Origin of the sequence: Paenibacillus glycanilyticus (assembly GCF_051200795.1) — a bacterium.
Classification (GTDB): Bacteria; Bacillota; Bacilli; order Paenibacillales; family Paenibacillaceae; genus Pristimantibacillus; species Pristimantibacillus glycanilyticus.
The window spans coordinates 2,337,695-2,353,287 of record NZ_CP195155.1; the positions used below are offsets into that span (position 1 = coordinate 2,337,695).

The 15,593-nt window shown below is 54.2% G+C and carries 16 protein-coding genes; 11 read left to right on the forward strand and 5 right to left on the reverse strand.

All coding sequences use genetic code 11. The features are described 5' to 3' along the window. The first annotated feature begins 24 nt into the window (after positions 1-24). On the forward strand, positions 25-984 hold the full coding sequence (locus ACR9FF_RS10575) for an acetylxylan esterase (RefSeq protein WP_435170911.1): 960 nt from the start codon (positions 25-27) through the stop codon (positions 982-984). A gap of 45 nt (positions 985-1,029) precedes the next feature. Here ACR9FF_RS10575 and ACR9FF_RS10580 read toward each other — a convergent pair whose 3' ends face one another. Further along, the gene (locus ACR9FF_RS10580) at positions 1,030-1,485 is read right to left on the reverse strand and encodes a MarR family winged helix-turn-helix transcriptional regulator (protein WP_127496543.1); all 456 of its coding nucleotides are present in this window, start codon (positions 1,483-1,485) and stop codon (positions 1,030-1,032) included. Positions 1,486-1,672: 187 nt separating this feature from the next. Here ACR9FF_RS10580 and ACR9FF_RS10585 point away from each other — a divergent pair, with 187 nt between their 5' ends. Together ACR9FF_RS10585 and ACR9FF_RS10590 are read left to right on the forward strand one after the other, a co-directional pair. After that, positions 1,673-3,673, forward strand: coding sequence for a YhgE/Pip family protein (locus tag ACR9FF_RS10585; protein ID WP_435170914.1), 2,001 nt, complete (start codon positions 1,673-1,675; stop codon positions 3,671-3,673). 77 nt (positions 3,674-3,750) lie between these two features. Next, positions 3,751-4,326 carry a xanthine phosphoribosyltransferase gene (locus ACR9FF_RS10590; RefSeq protein WP_435170916.1) on the forward strand — a complete coding sequence of 192 codons (576 nt, stop codon included), beginning with the start codon at positions 3,751-3,753 and terminating at the stop codon, positions 4,324-4,326. Between the two features lie 46 nt (positions 4,327-4,372). Here the strand turns inward: ACR9FF_RS10590 and ACR9FF_RS10595 are convergent, their stop codons facing one another. Then, positions 4,373-5,701 carry an FAD-dependent oxidoreductase gene (locus ACR9FF_RS10595; protein WP_435170918.1) on the reverse strand — a complete coding sequence of 443 codons (1,329 nt, stop codon included), beginning with the start codon at positions 5,699-5,701 and terminating at the stop codon, positions 4,373-4,375. Positions 5,702-6,064: 363 nt separating this feature from the next. On the opposite strand from ACR9FF_RS10595, the gene ACR9FF_RS10600 reads away from it, so the two are divergent. From ACR9FF_RS10600 to ACR9FF_RS10610, 3 genes are read left to right on the forward strand one after another with little or no spacing between them, the layout of a single operon-like run. Continuing rightward, positions 6,065-7,669, forward strand: a complete 1,605-nt coding sequence (locus tag ACR9FF_RS10600) for an RsmB/NOP family class I SAM-dependent RNA methyltransferase (RefSeq protein WP_435170920.1) — start codon at positions 6,065-6,067, stop codon at positions 7,667-7,669. Position 7,670: 1 nt separating this feature from the next. After that, positions 7,671-8,420, forward strand: coding sequence for a pseudouridine synthase (locus ACR9FF_RS10605; protein WP_435170922.1), 750 nt, complete (start codon positions 7,671-7,673; stop codon positions 8,418-8,420). 28 nt (positions 8,421-8,448) lie between these two features. After that, the gene (locus ACR9FF_RS10610) at positions 8,449-9,246 is read left to right on the forward strand and encodes a Cof-type HAD-IIB family hydrolase (protein ID WP_435170924.1); all 798 of its coding nucleotides are present in this window, start codon (positions 8,449-8,451) and stop codon (positions 9,244-9,246) included. Between the two features lie 94 nt (positions 9,247-9,340). Here the strand turns inward: ACR9FF_RS10610 and ACR9FF_RS10615 are convergent, their stop codons facing one another. From ACR9FF_RS10615 to ACR9FF_RS10625, 3 genes are all read right to left on the reverse strand, one after another. After that, complete coding sequence (locus tag ACR9FF_RS10615) at positions 9,341-9,436, reverse strand: dihydroorotate dehydrogenase (RefSeq protein WP_127496536.1); 96 nt, start codon at positions 9,434-9,436, stop codon at positions 9,341-9,343. 208 nt (positions 9,437-9,644) lie between these two features. Next, positions 9,645-11,036 carry an RsmF rRNA methyltransferase first C-terminal domain-containing protein gene (locus ACR9FF_RS10620; RefSeq protein WP_435170931.1) on the reverse strand — a complete coding sequence of 464 codons (1,392 nt, stop codon included), beginning with the start codon at positions 11,034-11,036 and terminating at the stop codon, positions 9,645-9,647. Between the two features lie 21 nt (positions 11,037-11,057). Further along, positions 11,058-12,776, reverse strand: coding sequence for a DEAD/DEAH box helicase (locus ACR9FF_RS10625; protein ID WP_435170933.1), 1,719 nt, complete (start codon positions 12,774-12,776; stop codon positions 11,058-11,060). A 142-nt stretch (positions 12,777-12,918) separates the two neighbouring features. Between ACR9FF_RS10625 and ACR9FF_RS10630 the strand changes: the two genes are divergently transcribed. From ACR9FF_RS10630 to ACR9FF_RS10650, 5 genes are read left to right on the forward strand one after another with little or no spacing between them, the layout of a single operon-like run. After that, on the forward strand, positions 12,919-13,116 hold the full coding sequence (locus ACR9FF_RS10630; RefSeq protein WP_127496533.1) for a YwbE family protein: 198 nt from the start codon (positions 12,919-12,921) through the stop codon (positions 13,114-13,116). 19 nt (positions 13,117-13,135) lie between these two features. Beyond that, positions 13,136-13,438: a hypothetical protein gene (locus ACR9FF_RS10635; protein ID WP_127496532.1), complete on the forward strand. Its 303-nt coding sequence runs from the start codon at positions 13,136-13,138 to the stop codon at positions 13,436-13,438. Between the two features lie 17 nt (positions 13,439-13,455). Further along, positions 13,456-14,220, forward strand: a complete 765-nt coding sequence (locus ACR9FF_RS10640; RefSeq protein WP_435170936.1) for a GNAT family N-acetyltransferase — start codon at positions 13,456-13,458, stop codon at positions 14,218-14,220. Positions 14,221-14,228: 8 nt separating this feature from the next. Continuing rightward, positions 14,229-14,888, forward strand: a complete 660-nt coding sequence (locus ACR9FF_RS10645) for a LysE family translocator (protein WP_317980273.1) — start codon at positions 14,229-14,231, stop codon at positions 14,886-14,888. A 28-nt stretch (positions 14,889-14,916) separates the two neighbouring features. Continuing rightward, positions 14,917-15,543, forward strand: coding sequence for a hypothetical protein (locus tag ACR9FF_RS10650; RefSeq protein ID WP_435170938.1), 627 nt, complete (start codon positions 14,917-14,919; stop codon positions 15,541-15,543). The last annotated feature ends 50 nt before the right edge of the window (positions 15,544-15,593 follow it).

Sequence of the window (15,593 nt, forward strand, 5' to 3'; positions counted from 1 at the left end):
GGCAAAAAGAAAGGGATATGATCTATGCCGCTAATTGATATGCCGCTTGAACAGCTGTACAACTACAAAGGACGCAATCCTCGTCCGGAAGACTTCGACGCTTATTGGGAGCGTGCGCTGGATGAAATGCGTGCGGTCGATCCGCAAATCGAGCTTGTGCCGAGCAGCTTTCAAGTACCGTTTGCAGACTGCTTCGACCTGTATTTCACGGGTGTGCGCGGAGCGAGAATCCATGCCAAATACGTCCGTCCGAAAAATGTCCCGGAGCCGCATCCCGCCATTATTCAATTTCATGGCTATACCGGGAATGCGGGAGACTGGTCCGATAAGCTGACTTACGCGGCACTCGGATATTCCGTGTTCTCGATGGATTGCCGCGGACAAGGCGGGCTGTCGGAGGATACGGGCGGAGTAAAGGGCACTACCCACAACGGGCATATAATCCGGGGGCTGAACGACCACCCCGACAATCTGCTGATGCGCCTTATTTTCCTTGATACCGCGCAGCTTGCGGGGATTGCCATGGACCGGCCGGAGGTTGACCCTGACCGGGTAGGGGCAATAGGCGGATCGCAAGGCGGCGCGTTAACAATTGCCTGCGCATCGCTGGAACCGCGTATTTCGAGACTTGCGCCCGTGTATCCGTTCCTGTGCGACTACAAACGCGTGTGGGAGATGGATTTGGCGAAGGACGCGTACGGTGAGCTGAGAACCTTCTTCCGGCATTTCGACCCGCGGCATGAGCGGGAAGAGCAAATTTTCGAGAAGCTTGGTTACATCGACCTGCAGCATTTAGCCAATCGGATTAAAGGGGAAGTGCTGATGACCGTAGGATTAGCGGATACGATTTGCCCTCCTTCCACGCAATTTGCGGCGTACAACAACATTACCGCGCCGAAGTCGGCCGATATTTATCCGGATTACGGTCACGAGCATATTCCGGAAGTGTCTGACCGGACGATTCAGTTCATGCTTGGTCTATAAAGGAGAAAGAGGAGGTTGCCCATTTCGGGACAACCTCCTCTTTCATTATGCCCGTGACCGGATTCGCTGCTCGGCCGTCTCGTTAAACTTAAGCAGCAGAGTGCCGAAGGTACGGATATCTTCCTCGCTCCAATCGTTAAGAAGATCCTTGAAAAATGCCTCTCTCGACTCGCGAACTTCCGCGAGCAAGGAAGGCGCATCCTCCGTCAGCTGCAGCAGGCTGATCCTCGCGTCATTCGGATCGGTCAACCTTGAGATTAGTCCTTTGGCTTCCAAGGCCGCAATCTGACGGCTTACCGTAGAGATATCCAGCTGGAAGGTGGTGGAAAGCGTTTTGATTCCGGTTGGTCCCGCTTTTTCCAGATGCTGAAGGATCAAGTAAGAGGAGCGGTCCATCTCCTTGCCCATAATATTGGAGAGCCGGGCAGCCTCGGCGCGGCGGATGAAGAGGGAGATTTGGCTTTCAATCAAGCTGAATGGCGACTTATCGTTCCTGTCCATAGGGCTGTTTTCCATTCCTGTCTTAGTTTCTTAATGTTAGCTTACCTTTCGTGTTTGCATAATGCAAGCAAGTCCATGGTAAGTAATGTATGTCCTCACGATATGTATTTGCATTCCGAAAATAAACTTGTATAATACAATGGTTATTACTTGTATCATACAAATAAATAGTAGGAGTGCATGTCAAATGAAAGGGAACTTATTCTGGCTTAATCTGAAGCTGATGGCTAATCACAAAACGCTTCGGATCGGCTCGATTGTTTTGTTGTTTATTCCGCTGCTCTATACAGGCATGTTTCTGGCTGGCTATTGGGATCCGTACGGCCATATGGACAAGCTGCCCGTAGCGATAGTCAATGAGGACAAAGGGGCCGTATCGGAGGGCAAAGAGCTGCATCTTGGCCAAGATATCGTGGATAATATGAAAAGCGCCCATACGCTTGATTATCATTTTGTAGAGCGGTCAGAGGCAGAGAAAGGGCTCTATGACGGCGATTATTATTTGACGATCGTTATTCCGGACAACTTCTCGCAAAGCGTTACGACGCTGACGGAAGAGCATCCGCAGCCTGCCGATTTGGTCTATATGACGAATCCGGGCAACAACTATGTATCCGGTCAGATCGGAAGCAACGTGCTGAAGGAGCTAACGAATAAGGTCAGCCAAAATATCGTAAAGAGCTATACGCAGACCGTTTACGGGAAAATGCAGCAAATGGCTGACGGCTTCTCGGCTGCGAGCAGCGGCGCGGAGCAGCTGGCGCAAGGAACGGAATCCGCGCAGGATGGCGTAAGCAAGCTGAATAACGCGATAGCGTCGCTGGCCAGCGGTGCAGGAAAGCTGAGCGATAGCATGAAGCCGCTCGGGCAAGGGATTCAGCAATTAGCTAGCGGAGCTGCCGGCCTATCTACGGGGACAGCTTATTTGAACGATAATCTTTCCAAGCTGAAGTCGGCAGGACAACAGCTTGCTGACGGGGCAAATGCGCTGCAGAAAAATACGGCAGCATGGAATGAAGCGGCAGACTCCGCAATGAAGGCTGCTTCAGGAGTGGACAACTCGGCTGAAAGCCTTCAATCACGGATCAAGGCTTATGTCGAGCAGCATCCCGAGTTGAAAGATGACACTGCCTTCGCTGCGATTGTAAGCGGCAGCGAGAAGCTTGCTCAGGATGCTGACGGCGCCAGCAAGTCTGTTGAAGGGTTAAAGCAGCCGGCGGAAGCCGCCCGGCAATCCGGCGTTAAGCTGGCTGCAGGACAATCGGCATTGGCGGACGGCCTTGCGCAAGCGTACGAGGGCAGCGGCAAGCTTGCAGCCGGCAGCGCCCAGCTGAAGGACGGGCTGGACGCCTCCAGCACTGGCATCGGCAAGCTGCAGAGCGGCATTCATCAGCTTGCCGGAGGCGCGCAGCAGCTGAACAACGGTTCGCAAGAGCTGCTTGGCGGGGTTATCCGCCTCGTGGACGGCTCGCAGCAGCTGACGGACAAGCTGTCGGATGCCGCACAGTCAACAGCGGGTATAAAAGCAAGCGATGCGGAGCTTAATATGTACGCCCAGCCGGTGCAGCTCGAACAAAAAGAGCTGAATACGGTTAAGACGTACGCAACGGGCTCAGCCCCTTATTTTCTGGCGTTAGGCCTCCTGGTTGGTTCTTTGATGGCCTCTAACATTATACATTTCCAAGAGGGGCAGGTCCGTTCCGCATGGCAAAAGTTCTTGGGCAGAATCGGCGTCTTTTATCTGGTAGCCCTGCTGCAGACCATCGTGCTTGACCTTATCGTGCTGTACGCGATTGGACTGGACGTGCAAAGCGTGCCGAAGTTCTTCCTGTTCACTTTCGTTACGGCCTGCATGTTCACGACCCTCATACTGATGCTTGTCGCGATCTTCGGAACGCTGGGCAAGCTGGTGGGTATTGCGCTTGTCGTAACCCAGCTGGCGAGCAGCGGCGGCACGTTCCCGATGGAGCTTGCGCCGCAATGGATTCAATCCGTTGGGCAATGCCTGCCGATGACATATGTGCTTCGCGGCATGAAGAGCGTCATCTCCACAAGCAACTGGGATATGTATTGGAGCAATACGGGCATTCTGGTTGCCTTTCTTGCGGGGTTTGCGGTTATTATGCTTGCGGCGTATCTTCTTCGTTCTGCCAAAGAAGCACCTGCGGCGCCGGCAGCCGCACACTAGAAAAACTTGCGCGCTTGCCCGTTTCCGGGTAGTCTCAATATAAAAGAGAAGAAATCGGGCAGGAGGATTGCAAGAGAATGAAAGCATTGCAGGATAAGATTCGCAACGAAGGCATTGTGTTAAGCGAGACCGTACTGAAGGTGGATTCCTTTCTTAATCATCAGATAGATCCGCAATTGATGTTTGAGATCGGGCAGTTTTTCGCCGCGGCGTATGAAGGAGAAGGCATTACCAAGGTGTTGACGCTGGAATCGTCAGGGATTGCTCCCGCGGTTATGACGGCACTGGCACTCCGGGTGCCCCTTGTTTTCGCGCGCAAGCAAAAATCGCTTACGCTTCGCGACGATCTCTACGTCGAGGAGGTATACTCCTTCACGAAGCAGGTGAAGAGCGAGGTGGCGATCTCCCGCAAGTTTTTGTCGCCGGGGGAGCGGGTGCTTATCATTGACGATTTCCTTGCTTACGGGGAAGCGGCCTTCGGGATGGCGAGAATCGTGGAAGCGGCTGGCGCAAGCGTAGCGGGTATCGGCATTGTAATAGAGAAGTCCTTCCAAAGCGGAGCGGACAAGCTGAAGGAAGCGGGCTACCGGGTAGATTCGCTGGCACGCATCGCTGTCTTGTCTCCGGACGGCATTCAATTCGCAGCGGAATAAAGCAAAAGCGGAAGCTCTGTTTGGAGAGCTTCCGCTTTTTTTATCATTACATCGCCTGCAAGCCCGCCTGATTGAGCAGATTCCAAGGCTTGTTGTAATGAGGCTGGAAGAAGAAGTCGACGAAGGTGAGCTCATTCATCGTCATGCCGTTCTGGATGCAGACCGACATCGTATTGATCGCTTGCGTCAGATCATCCTTCGACATCACCTGGGCACCTACAATCCGGCCGGTATCCGCTTCGTAGACGACCTTGAGCAGTACTTTCTCGTAGGTCGGCATAAATTCAGGACGGTCATTGTCTTCCAGGGTGACGGTTTTTACATCCATCCCGGCGTCGAGGGCAGCCAGCTCGGTCATGCCGGTCGAAGCGATGTTTTGCTCATAGATCTTAATGCCCGAAGTGCCTTGCGTACCCATGTAACGGACCGTTGGAGCGACAAGGTTGCGGGCAACGAGCGTACCCATCCGGACGGCATTGGTTGCGAGAGGGATGTACGCATGCTTGTGGGTCGGGTTATAAAAGACGGCGCAGCTGTCGCCCGCGGCCATGACGTCCGGATTGCTGGTGCGCATATACTCATCCACGATAATGGCTCCGTTGGGCAACATGTCGATCTGGCCTTTCAGCAGATCCGTATTCGGGCGGAAGCCGATGCAGAGGACAACAAGGTCCGTGTCGTATTCGCCGGCTGTTGTTACGACGGTGTTTACCTTGCCTTCTTCGCCGCGGAAGCCGGTTACGGTCTGTGCCAGCTTAAGCTCGATACCGCGGTTGCCAAGCTCTTGTTCAATCGCATCGGTAAACTCGCGATCCAAATATTTGTACAGGATCCGGTCCATATTATCGATAAGCGTCACTTGCTTGCCAAGCTGCTCGAAAGCTTCAACAAGCTCGATTCCGATGTAGCCGGCACCAATAACGGTAATCCGGTTGGCGTGCTTCGCTTTTTCGATGATCGCTTGGGCGTGAGTGTAGTTTTTGCACAAGACGATATTTTCAAGCTCCATCCCTTTCAGCTTTGGAATTATCGGCCACGAACCGGTTGTTACGACCAGCTTGTCGTAGCTTTCCAGCTTCTCCTCATTGGTTTCGAGATTGCGAGCCAGAATTGTCTTGGCTTCTGTGTGGACTTCCAGCACATCATGGCGCAGCTTCATCTGAACACCCATGTCCGTCAGCTGCTGAGGCGAAGCGTAGAACAGCTTCTTCACATCCTGCACAACGCCGCCGACATGAAGGGCAATGCCGCACGAGAGGAACGATACGTTGTCATTGCGCTCGTAAACCGTAATTTGCGCCTCGGGATAAAGCTTAGCCATCTGAGTAACAGCGGCGGTACCTGCATGCGTGCATCCAATAACAGCGATCTTCATATAAAATTCCTCCTCAAATTTTCCTGTGAAAATATTCACATACTTCTGCGAAAGTAAAGGAAGCGGATCTTGACGGGGGAGCATGTTGCTTGTTCATTGCATCGCCGGCTTCCTTCCGGGCTCAGTGAAGATGGTGATGAGAGCTTGCGGTTTGATAAACGGCGATGCCGCTCCATCTTGTGTGAATTAATTCACAATCTCTTGTTGCTCTTATCATATGCCACTTTTATCAAATTGACAAGGGGTTGTGATTAATTTCACATATTGATCACAAATGCTCAGCCCTTCTAATTAGAGATGCATTAGAGTATACTCGATGTTATATTTCTAACGTATTTTAGCTGCTTGCAAGGGGATGACCAGATGTCCGGCTATTTGCCGATTGCTTTTACGACAAAAATGAAATCACTGCTTGGAGAAGAGTTTGACCGGTTTATGTCTTCCTACGAGGATCCTCGTGTGTACGGTATCCGGATCAACCGTTTGAAGCTGGGTGCCGAAGAGTGGAGGTCGATCTCGCCGATGGGGGAAGCCGTTCGCCCGATCCCGTGGGCGCCGGAAGGCTTTTATTATGAAGAAGGAGCAAGACCGGGCAAGCATCCGCATTATCATGCCGGTCTTTACTATATTCAAGAGCCAAGCGCGATGGCTCCGGTTGAGCTGCTTGATGTCCATCCCGGACATCGCGTGCTTGATCTATGCGCGGCACCGGGCGGCAAGTCGACTCAGATTGCGGCCAAGCTGCAAGGCACTGGCGTGCTGGTAAGCAACGACAACGCCAGGGAACGGACGAAGGCGCTTGCCAAAAACATCGAGCTGGCCGGCGTCCGCAATGCCGTTGTACTAAACGAGGAGCCGTCGGCTCTTGCGCCGGTCTTCCGGGAATGGTTCGACCGCATACTGGTCGACGCGCCATGCTCGGGAGAAGGCATGTTCCGCAAGGATGAGTCGATGATCGCGGAATGGGAGAAGCATTCCATCGAACGCTGCTCGGCGATGCAGAGGCCTATTTTGCGCGATGCGGCAGCAATGCTGGCTCCGGGAGGCGTTTTGGTCTATTCCACCTGCACGTTCTCTCCGGAAGAAAACGAAGCTCAAATCGCGGAGCTGCTTGCCGAATATCCGGATTTCGAGGTTAAGCCGGTTCGGCATCAATTCGGCTGGAAGCCGGGGCATCCGGAATGGGCTGGAGAAGCGGGCGAAGGTCTTGCGGCAGAGCAATCGGCGTCGCTTGCGGGAACGGTCCGGCTGTGGCCTCACCATATTGAAGGCGAGGGTCATTACGCGGCGGTGCTGACCCGCAAAGGCACGGCTCCCGCGGAGGGAATGCCTTACAATGAGCCCCTTATCCAGACGGTCGAAGACAACATAAAAAGAAAAAAAGTAAAGGGCAATGCAGGTGCTGCCTTGCGTGCAGCGGAGAAGAAGGGCGGCCGCGGAGCAAAAGACGGCGGCAAGCTTCAGCGGGCTGGCGGTTCGGTACGGCATTCAGGCAAAGGCCAGCCGGAGGTTGTTGATGCAGCCGCGTCATGGCATTCTTTTGCGGATCAAGAGCTGTCGGGTAGTTTTGCCGGTACGGGGTCTATTCAGAGCTTTGGCTCTCGTATCTATCTTCAGCCGGAAGGAATGCCTTCATTAGACGGTTTGCATGTTGTGCGCGCAGGCTGGTACGTCGGGGAAGCGGGCCGCAACCGATTTGAGCCTTCGCAAGCGCTTGCCATGGGGCTCCGGCATTCGGAAGCCGTACGATCGCTCGATTTTGCGTCGGATAGTCCCGAAATTATCCGGTATTTGAAAGGCGAGACGCTTTTTGTAGAAGCCCATAACATAAAAATTGAAGGAAATCCCGCACAGCCGCTTAAAGGATACGTGCTTGTATGCACGGACGGTTATCCGGTCGGTTGGGGAAAATATACGGGAGACGGCATGCTGAAGAACGAGCTGCCGGCTGGCTGGAGGTGGATGTAAGATGGGTAAAAAGATGCGGATAGACAAGCTTCTGTCCCATACCGGATACGGAACCCGCAGCGAGATCAAGAAGCTGGTGAAGCAGGGAAAAGTTACGGTAGCCGGAAAAGTCGTCAAAGACAGCGGGCAACTCGTTGATCCGGAGCTCGATGAGGTTGCGTTCGACGGGGAACGGGTAATGTACCGAGAGGTTATTTACTTGATGATGAACAAGCCTCCCGGCGTCATCTCCGCTACGGAAGACCGCCGCGAACGGACGGTTATCGATTTGCTTGAGCCGGAGGATCAATTAATGGATCCGTTCCCGGTCGGAAGATTGGACAAGGATACGGTTGGTCTCCTGCTGCTCACGAATGACGGACAGCTGGCGCATGAGCTTCTGTCGCCGCGCAAGCATGTTCCCAAAACTTATGAAGCGGTTGTGCAAGGCGATGTCGGCGAAGAGGATCAGACGCAATTCAAGGCCGGCGTTACGCTGGATGACGGATACGTCACGATGCCTTCGGATTTAAAGATATTGAAAAAGGACGGCGGCGAGGGTGGCGTAACTTCGGTCATATCGCTTACGATAATGGAAGGGAAGTTCCATCAGGTGAAGCGGATGTTCGAAGCGGTAGGCAAAAAGGTTGTATACCTGAAAAGGGTATCGATGGGACCGCTTGAGCTGGATGCCGACCTGGAGGAAGGGACTTACCGCGAATTAACCGATGAGGAAATCGTGCTTCTGCGCGCTCACCGGGCTGCGGATTAAAAATAGAGACCGGGATGGAGAGAATCGTATGGCATTACAGTATGATTTGATTGCGCTTGATGTAGATGGCACCTTATTGACGGATGATCATCAACTGACAAGCAAGACTCGTGAAGCCGTGCGGGAAGCGGCAGACCGGGGAGCAAGCATTGTATTATGCACGGGCCGGGCGCCTTTCAGCGTCTTTCCGGTACTGGAGGAGTTAGAGCTGACCGGTACGATTATTACGCATAACGGCGGAGCGACGATTGACTCGGATACGAGGAAAATCATCCACCAATACGAGATCGCGCCGCAGCAGCTGGAACCATTCGTGGATTATTGCCGGAAAAATCAAGTCCATTACGACGTAAACACGGCTTTTGATATGATGGTTGAATCGTTAACGCCGGAGGTATCCGATATGTACAGCAAGTTTCATGCGTCGCCTTCCGTTCTGGGACAAGGAGCCAGCCTGCCGCAGGGGCTTGTCAAGTTTACGGTATTCGGCAGCAAAGAGGTGATGGACCGGGTGCAGGAGGAATGGGAGAAATGGCCGTCGTCCCTGCAGACGATCCGAAGCGGCGATTTCTTTATCGACGTGCATCATCCGGAAGCAAGCAAGGGCAGAGCATTGCGGCAATTTGCTCTCAGCCATGGCATTGACCGGAGCCGGATTCTTGCGATCGGCAATTATTATAACGACATTTCCATGCTGGAGTTTGCCGGCTGCGGAATTGCGATGGGCAACTCCCCGGACGGGGTAAAGGAAGCGGCGGATGTCGTGGGACGTTCCAACGCCGAGGATGGCGTTGCGTACGCCCTTCGGGAGTTCGCCTGGAGCTGAGCGGATTGAGAATGAACAATAAGAAGGGGCAGCCCCCTTGGTCATGTCGACCTCGGGGGCTGCCCCTTCTTTCATTGGGTTTAGTACCAAGTCCTTAGTGCCAAACTCCTCTAATGATGATTACCAGAAGAATGAAAAGGACAAGGATGAAACCTACCGTATTGACGCCGCCTCCATATACGCCAGACATGCTAATTCCTCCTTGTGATTATATTCCGCTGGAAGGCTGCTGTCACTCGAGTACATTCGCCCTCTGTTCGGTATACAGTATAGTATTGTGGGAGGCCTTCTTTGGAATGGACTCCTGTCACGATACATCGGGATTTGGGTAGTTACCCAGAAGGAAAAAGCTTGCTGGCAGCGGGTTTCGGCATCATCCCCGGCATTCGCCGCGGTATTTAATTGAAACGCCGAAGCCCTTTCGGCAGATGGTTCTTAAGCTGGCCGCCGCTTGCTTTAGCCCAGCCAAGCGCAAGCCCGTCTACGGCAACAAGCCCCCAGCCGCTCTCTTCGCCCACAGCGGGCAGCGTCTCGCCGCGAAGGTAAGCGGCAATCTCCGGTGCATCCGGCGGATAGCTCCGTACCCACGTTGCGTCCTCCGCTTGAATCGCGAGAGCAAGCGCATGCGCCGGCTCCAGCCGGTTCTTGCGGATATCGCCGAGATGAAGGCCGGGCCGCGCGACCTTAAGACCGTCAAGATCGGCGGCGCCAAAGCTGCCGTTTGTTTGATGGGGCAGCCAATAGAGGGCGTCGCCGAAGCGAAGCGGCTCGCCCGGACCAAGCTCGAAGCCGGGCAATGCCTGCTCGGCAAAGCTGTGGAACAAGGCCATCTCCGCCGTCAGCGGCTTGGGCCGTCCCGCCGCGCGTTTATCGCGCCGTTTGTCTCTGCCTTTTGCCGGTTCATCCGCCGACTCAGGCTGCTCGCCTTCGGACGTTTTCCGCAGGCGGGCGACAAAATGTCCTTCGCCGCGGACCTGCTGCGGCCATAAACGCTCGATTTGTTCAACCTGGAAGGAAGGGTGGTTGGCAACGAATTGCTCGATCGTATCCTCGTTCTCGGCACGGTTAAACGTACAGGTCGAGTAGACGAGTATGCCGCCGGGCTTAAGCATGACCGCGGCATGCTCCAGAATTTCGGACGAGCGTTCGGCGCAATAGGCGACATGAGCCTCCGACCATTCGGCTACCGCATCTTCATCCTTGCGGAACATGCCTTCACCCGAGCAAGGAGAATCCAGCATGATGCGGTCGAAAAAGGCGGGAAACCGTCTCGACAGCTCATGCGGCGCGGCATTCGTAACAACAGCGTTGCGGATGCCGAGACGTTCAACGTTTTCGCTTAAAATTTTCGCTCGGGCAGGATGGATCTCATTGGCGATCAGCAGGCCTTCGCCATTCATGCTGCCGGCGATTTGCGTCGTTTTGCCGCCCGGAGCGGCCGCGAAATCAAGAACCGTCTCGCCGGGCCGGGCATCCAGCAGCTCGGCCGCGGACATGGCGGACGGCTCCTGGATATAATAAAGACCGGCTGTATGATAAGGATGCTTGCCGGGTCTTGAAGCTTCGTCATAATAGTAACCGGTTTTGCACCAAGGTACGGGCTCCAAATGAAACGGCTGCTTAAGAGCAGCCGCTTGGTCCCCGATTGGTTGTCGACATTTCAAAGGATTAAACCGAAGCCCGTAAACACGGGCATCATTGTAGCTGTCAAGAAACCGCTCGGCTTCTTCCCTTCCGAGAAGAGCCTGCATTTGCCGGACATAAGCCTCCGGCAGCTGCACGTTCTTCAATGTACTGCAACTCCTTTATGCTTATCTGTTGCGTCCGCGTCGACCGCCGGGAGCAGGACCGCGGGAACCGCCGCCGTTATTGCCTCCGCGCGAATCTCTGCCGCCGCGTGGAGCGCCCCCGCCCGAGCCGCGTGAATCTTTGCCGCTGCTTGGACGGCCTTCCCATCTGCCGCCGCCGGCTGCCGCGCCGCGCGTATTGCCGCGTGCTGCGCCGTCTTGGCTCCGTTCGCCTCTGCCGCTGCCGGTTGCCGCGCCGCGCGTATTGCCGCGAGCAGAACCGCCTTGAGTCCGTTCGCCTCTGCCTCCGCGGTTAGCGCCGCGAGCGTCTCTGCCACCGCGTCCGGATTCGCGTTCGCCGCCTCTGCCGCCGCGTTCGGGAGCAGCAGCTTCCCACGGATTGCCCTCTGTGCCGCTGACGGCAGCTCGTTCCGGCTTGCCGCGTCCGCCTGCTTGCGAACGGCCTGCACCCGCGCCGCGCTCATTGCGCTCGCTTCTGCCGCCGCGTCCGCCTTGGGCCGGTTTGAAGTCGCGATTGCCGCGACCGCGGCCTCCGCGATCCGGTTTTTTGTCATAGCTCTTGCCTTCGCTGCCGGAACGCGGAGCGCTAGTCTTCACGATTGTGCCGTCCGGTTCAACCGTGCGGCGCTCAAGTACAGCATTGATGCTGCGCTCGATATGGGCAACCGCACCGCGGTCGTAAGGCGATGCGATGGTAATTGCCACGCCGCGTTGTCCGGCACGGCCTGTCCGGCCGATCCGGTGGATGTAAATCTCGGAGTCGGTTGGCACATCGTAGTTGAATACATGGGTAACGCCTTCAACGTCAAGGCCGCGTGCCGCCACGTCCGTTGCGACCAGAATTTGAAGCTTCGCATCGCGGAAGCGCTTCATGACCTGCTCGCGTTTGGCTTGCGTAAGATCGCCATGCAGCTCGTCCGATTCGAAGCCGTGGTCTTGAAGATCCTTGTTTAGTTTTTTTGCGCGAACCTTCGTGCGGCAGAAAATAACGGCCAGGTAAGGGCGTTGTGTTTCGATCATGGAAATCAGCGCTTTCTGGCGTCCGCGGTCAGTCGTCTCAATAACCAGCTGTTTGATATTGTCCAACGTGACATTCGCGCTTTGAATTTTAATGTCGACCGGAGTCTTCATGTAATTCTCGGCGAGACGTTTGATCTGATCCGGCATGGTAGCCGAGAAGAGCATCGTTTGACGGGCGCGAGGCGTCTGTTCAACGATATTTTGCACTTCGGGCAGGAAGCCCATGTGAAGCATTTGATCCGCTTCGTCGAGTACAAGCATCTTCAGCTTGCCGAGGTTGATCGTCTCGCGTCTCATATGGTCGATCAAGCGGCCGGGCGTAGCCACAACGATGTGAGGCGAATTGTTAAGCTTGCGAATTTGCGCGTCTACGTCTTGTCCGCCGTATGCGGCAAGGACTTTGGCGCCAACCGCCGCGGCAAGCTTTTTCAGCTCGCTTGTAATCTGGATAGCCAGCTCGCGCGTCGGAGTCAGAATCAGCGCTTGAACCTGCTCCTTCTCGACGTCGATGCGCTGCAGAATCGGCAAGGTGAAGGCGATCGTTTTACCCGTCCCCGTTTGGGCCTGAGCGATGACGTCTTGTCCGGACAGCAGGACGGGGATTGCTTTCTTTTGCACGGGAGTTGGACTCGTAATCCCATTGGATTGCAGGACATCGGTCAGTTCCGGGATAATACCCATGGAAATAAATTCAGTTGACATTTTGTATATGTTCCTCATTTCATCGAACTCGTTTATCGTTTAGTATACCAGTTGTGCCTTGGAAGTGCATCTTTCATCTACATATGCTATGCTGGGCGTCATAAGCTATTAAGCATACATGCAAACAAAGGAATGATCAACAATGAATAGCGGTACAGAGCGCGCTTCGGTGAAGCCGGGGCTTGAGGTGGATATTGTCCTGAAGCAGGATCAGCGGACGGGGAAGCTGACGCGCGGCATCGTAAAGGATCTGCTTACGAATTCGCCGACGCATCCGCATGGCATCAAGGTACGTCTCACTGACGGCCAAGTCGGAAGAGTAAAACGCATTTATTCGTGAAAAAGGAGCTTAGAGCGCGATGGCATTCGGGATTTCCAGGTCTGAAGTGACGGCATGGAAGGAAGCGGTCGCCCGCGGGGAGATTGCCTACCTGACGCATTATTGGGTGGATCCGCGTTTTCCGGGCATGAAGACCGTAACCAAGGTAGGCTGCTCCGATCTGGACAAGCTTGCGTTATGGTGCAGGGATAACGGTCTCAATCCGAGATATATTCATAGACGGGATAAATACCCGCATTTTGACCTGTTGGGGCCTAAGCAAAAAGAAATTCTCTTGCGGGAAAATCTACATGCGCAGCTGGAACGGTTTCATCTTCTATGAAAAGGAGGACGTTGGACATGCAGACGAACACGCTGCATCAGATGATAGAAGAGTTAAGTCTCAACGCATGGCCGTCTCTTCAGACGGTCGTTTACGACGGCTGGCTCCTCCGGTTCGCGGATGGTTATACGAAGCGTTCGAATTGCGTGATGCCGCTGTACGAGAGCCATGGCCAAGTGATGGAAAAAATCGTTCACTGCGAGAAGCTGTACGCGGAGCGCGGTTTGGACGCGGTATTTAAAATCACGCCGTTTGCAAGACCTAGTCAGCTGGATACTCTATTGGAGGAGCGGGGCTACCGGATGGTGGATCCCGTTTACGTGAAGACGGCGGCGCTGGAGGATCTTCCGGAGCCGGCAGACTTCGCATGCCGGATCGACGAACGGCTTAGCGAACACTGGCTGGATGAATTTACGCAGATGATGCCGCTCTCGGACAAGCAGCGGGAAACGGCGGTTAAGATGCTGACCGGCATGCCGCTCCGCCAATGCTTTGTCACATTGTATGCGGATGGGGTTCCGGCGGCATGCGGAATCGGCGTAATCGAGCATGGCTATATCGGCTTGTACGATATTGTCACCTCCGAGAGGTTCCGTAATCGAGGACTTGGCTATCAGCTGCTGCTGCACATTTTTCGTTGGGGGAAGCGGAACGGGGCGGATAAAGCCTATTTATTGGTCGTTCAGGCGAACCAACCCGCAAACCGGCTGTATGACAAATTCGGTTTCGAGACGCAATACGAATACTGGTACCGGGTTAAATCTTTGAAGCAGGATGAGTGAACGTTTAGATGGTCTTAGGGTTAGCATTCATACAAGGCTTTTTATTTTCTTTATCTCTATGTTTGGATTTGGGCATGGTGAACGTTGCCATTATTAAAACCGGGGTCGAGCGCGGCTTTAAGCCTTCCTTTATGATAGGTTTCGGTTCATGCTTTGGAGACTTGACCTATCTGGCGCTTGCGCTGATCGGGTTCAGCTTTATACTCGAGATTACCGTCGTTCGTTGGATTTTATGGATTGCGGGAACGGCGGTTTTGCTTCTGCTCGCTTATAAAATGGCGAAAGAATCGCTCCATCCGAGAATGATCGATTGGAAGGCGAGGGAATCGGAAGCAGGGCAGCAGCCCAAGCGGAGGCTCGCGGATTTTCTGTTTGGACTCGGAGCGGCCTTGTCGTCGCCTACGGTTATGCTGTGGTTTGTCGCTTCGGCGGGGCCGATTGTAGCCGAGGTTCACGGCGATAGCCGTTATACGATTGCGGTATTTATCGCGGGCTTCTTTTCCGCCGGCTTATTGTGGTCGCTTGGCATGGCCTACCTAAGCGGGCGGGCAGGCAAAGCGCTAGGCGCAAAGTTCGTGAGGATCATTTCGATTTTCTCGGCTCTGCTTTTTGTTTATTTCGCAATCCGCGTATTCTGGTCGGGGCTGCAGTTTGTGTTAGGCGAGTAGGTTATTTATTGTGCGAAAGAGGGATATCGTGTCCGTTGTGAATGTGTTGGCTTCCAGGCTTGGCCGTAATGACGAGGAACCTAATATTGAACTTGCGCGAAGGCTGGCAAGCGAAGAAAATCTTGCCGGCATACAAGATATCATCGAGAATTTGTCCGGTAAGGATAAAAAGGTTCGGCATGATTGCATCAAGGTTGCCTATGAGATTGGCGAGCTTCGGCCGGACCTGATAAGCCCATTCGCTGCACGATTCATCGAGCTGCTGGACAGTTCGGATAATCGGCTGGTATGGGGCGGGATGACGGCATTGTCCACCATTGCGGATGCGGAATCGGAAGCGATTATGGAGCATTACGGTCAAATCGCGAAAGCCATGAACGAAGGTTCAGTCATAACCGTGGACAAGGCTGTTCTTACGCTTTCGAAATTAGCGGCAGCAAACGAGGACAACAACAAGTTAATTTTTCCGATCCTGCTCCGCCATCTTGAAAGCTGCAGGCCCAAGGAAGTTCCGCAGCATTCGGAAAGCGCGCTTCTTGCCGTGACGGCTCTAAATAAGGAGGCTTTCCTGAAGGTACTGCGTGCAAGAGAGCAGCAACTCACGGAAGCTCAGTTAAGGAGAGTCAAAAAGATCTATAGGACGTTAGACAAATAGCACAAAATTAAAAACTCGGATGCGCTTATCAAGGACAAGCACATCCGAGT

Coding starts and splice junctions, on each gene's coding strand:
- ACR9FF_RS10575 (WP_435170911.1), top strand. CDS start 25: ATGCCGCTAATTGATATGCCGCTTGAACAGCTGTACAACTACAAAGGA.
- ACR9FF_RS10580 (WP_127496543.1), bottom strand. CDS start 1,485: ATGGACAGGAACGATAAGTCGCCATTCAGCTTGATTGAAAGCCAAATC.
- ACR9FF_RS10585 (WP_435170914.1), top strand. CDS start 1,673: ATGAAAGGGAACTTATTCTGGCTTAATCTGAAGCTGATGGCTAATCAC.
- ACR9FF_RS10590 (WP_435170916.1), top strand. CDS start 3,751: ATGAAAGCATTGCAGGATAAGATTCGCAACGAAGGCATTGTGTTAAGC.
- ACR9FF_RS10595 (WP_435170918.1), bottom strand. CDS start 5,701: ATGAAGATCGCTGTTATTGGATGCACGCATGCAGGTACCGCCGCTGTT.
- ACR9FF_RS10600 (WP_435170920.1), top strand. CDS start 6,065: ATGTCCGGCTATTTGCCGATTGCTTTTACGACAAAAATGAAATCACTG.
- ACR9FF_RS10605 (WP_435170922.1), top strand. CDS start 7,671: ATGGGTAAAAAGATGCGGATAGACAAGCTTCTGTCCCATACCGGATAC.
- ACR9FF_RS10610 (WP_435170924.1), top strand. CDS start 8,449: ATGGCATTACAGTATGATTTGATTGCGCTTGATGTAGATGGCACCTTA.
- ACR9FF_RS10615 (WP_127496536.1), bottom strand. CDS start 9,436: ATGTCTGGCGTATATGGAGGCGGCGTCAATACGGTAGGTTTCATCCTT.
- ACR9FF_RS10625 (WP_435170933.1), bottom strand. CDS start 12,776: ATGTCAACTGAATTTATTTCCATGGGTATTATCCCGGAACTGACCGAT.
- ACR9FF_RS10630 (WP_127496533.1), top strand. CDS start 12,919: ATGAATAGCGGTACAGAGCGCGCTTCGGTGAAGCCGGGGCTTGAGGTG.
- ACR9FF_RS10635 (WP_127496532.1), top strand. CDS start 13,136: ATGGCATTCGGGATTTCCAGGTCTGAAGTGACGGCATGGAAGGAAGCG.
- ACR9FF_RS10640 (WP_435170936.1), top strand. CDS start 13,456: ATGCAGACGAACACGCTGCATCAGATGATAGAAGAGTTAAGTCTCAAC.
- ACR9FF_RS10645 (WP_317980273.1), top strand. CDS start 14,229: ATGGTCTTAGGGTTAGCATTCATACAAGGCTTTTTATTTTCTTTATCT.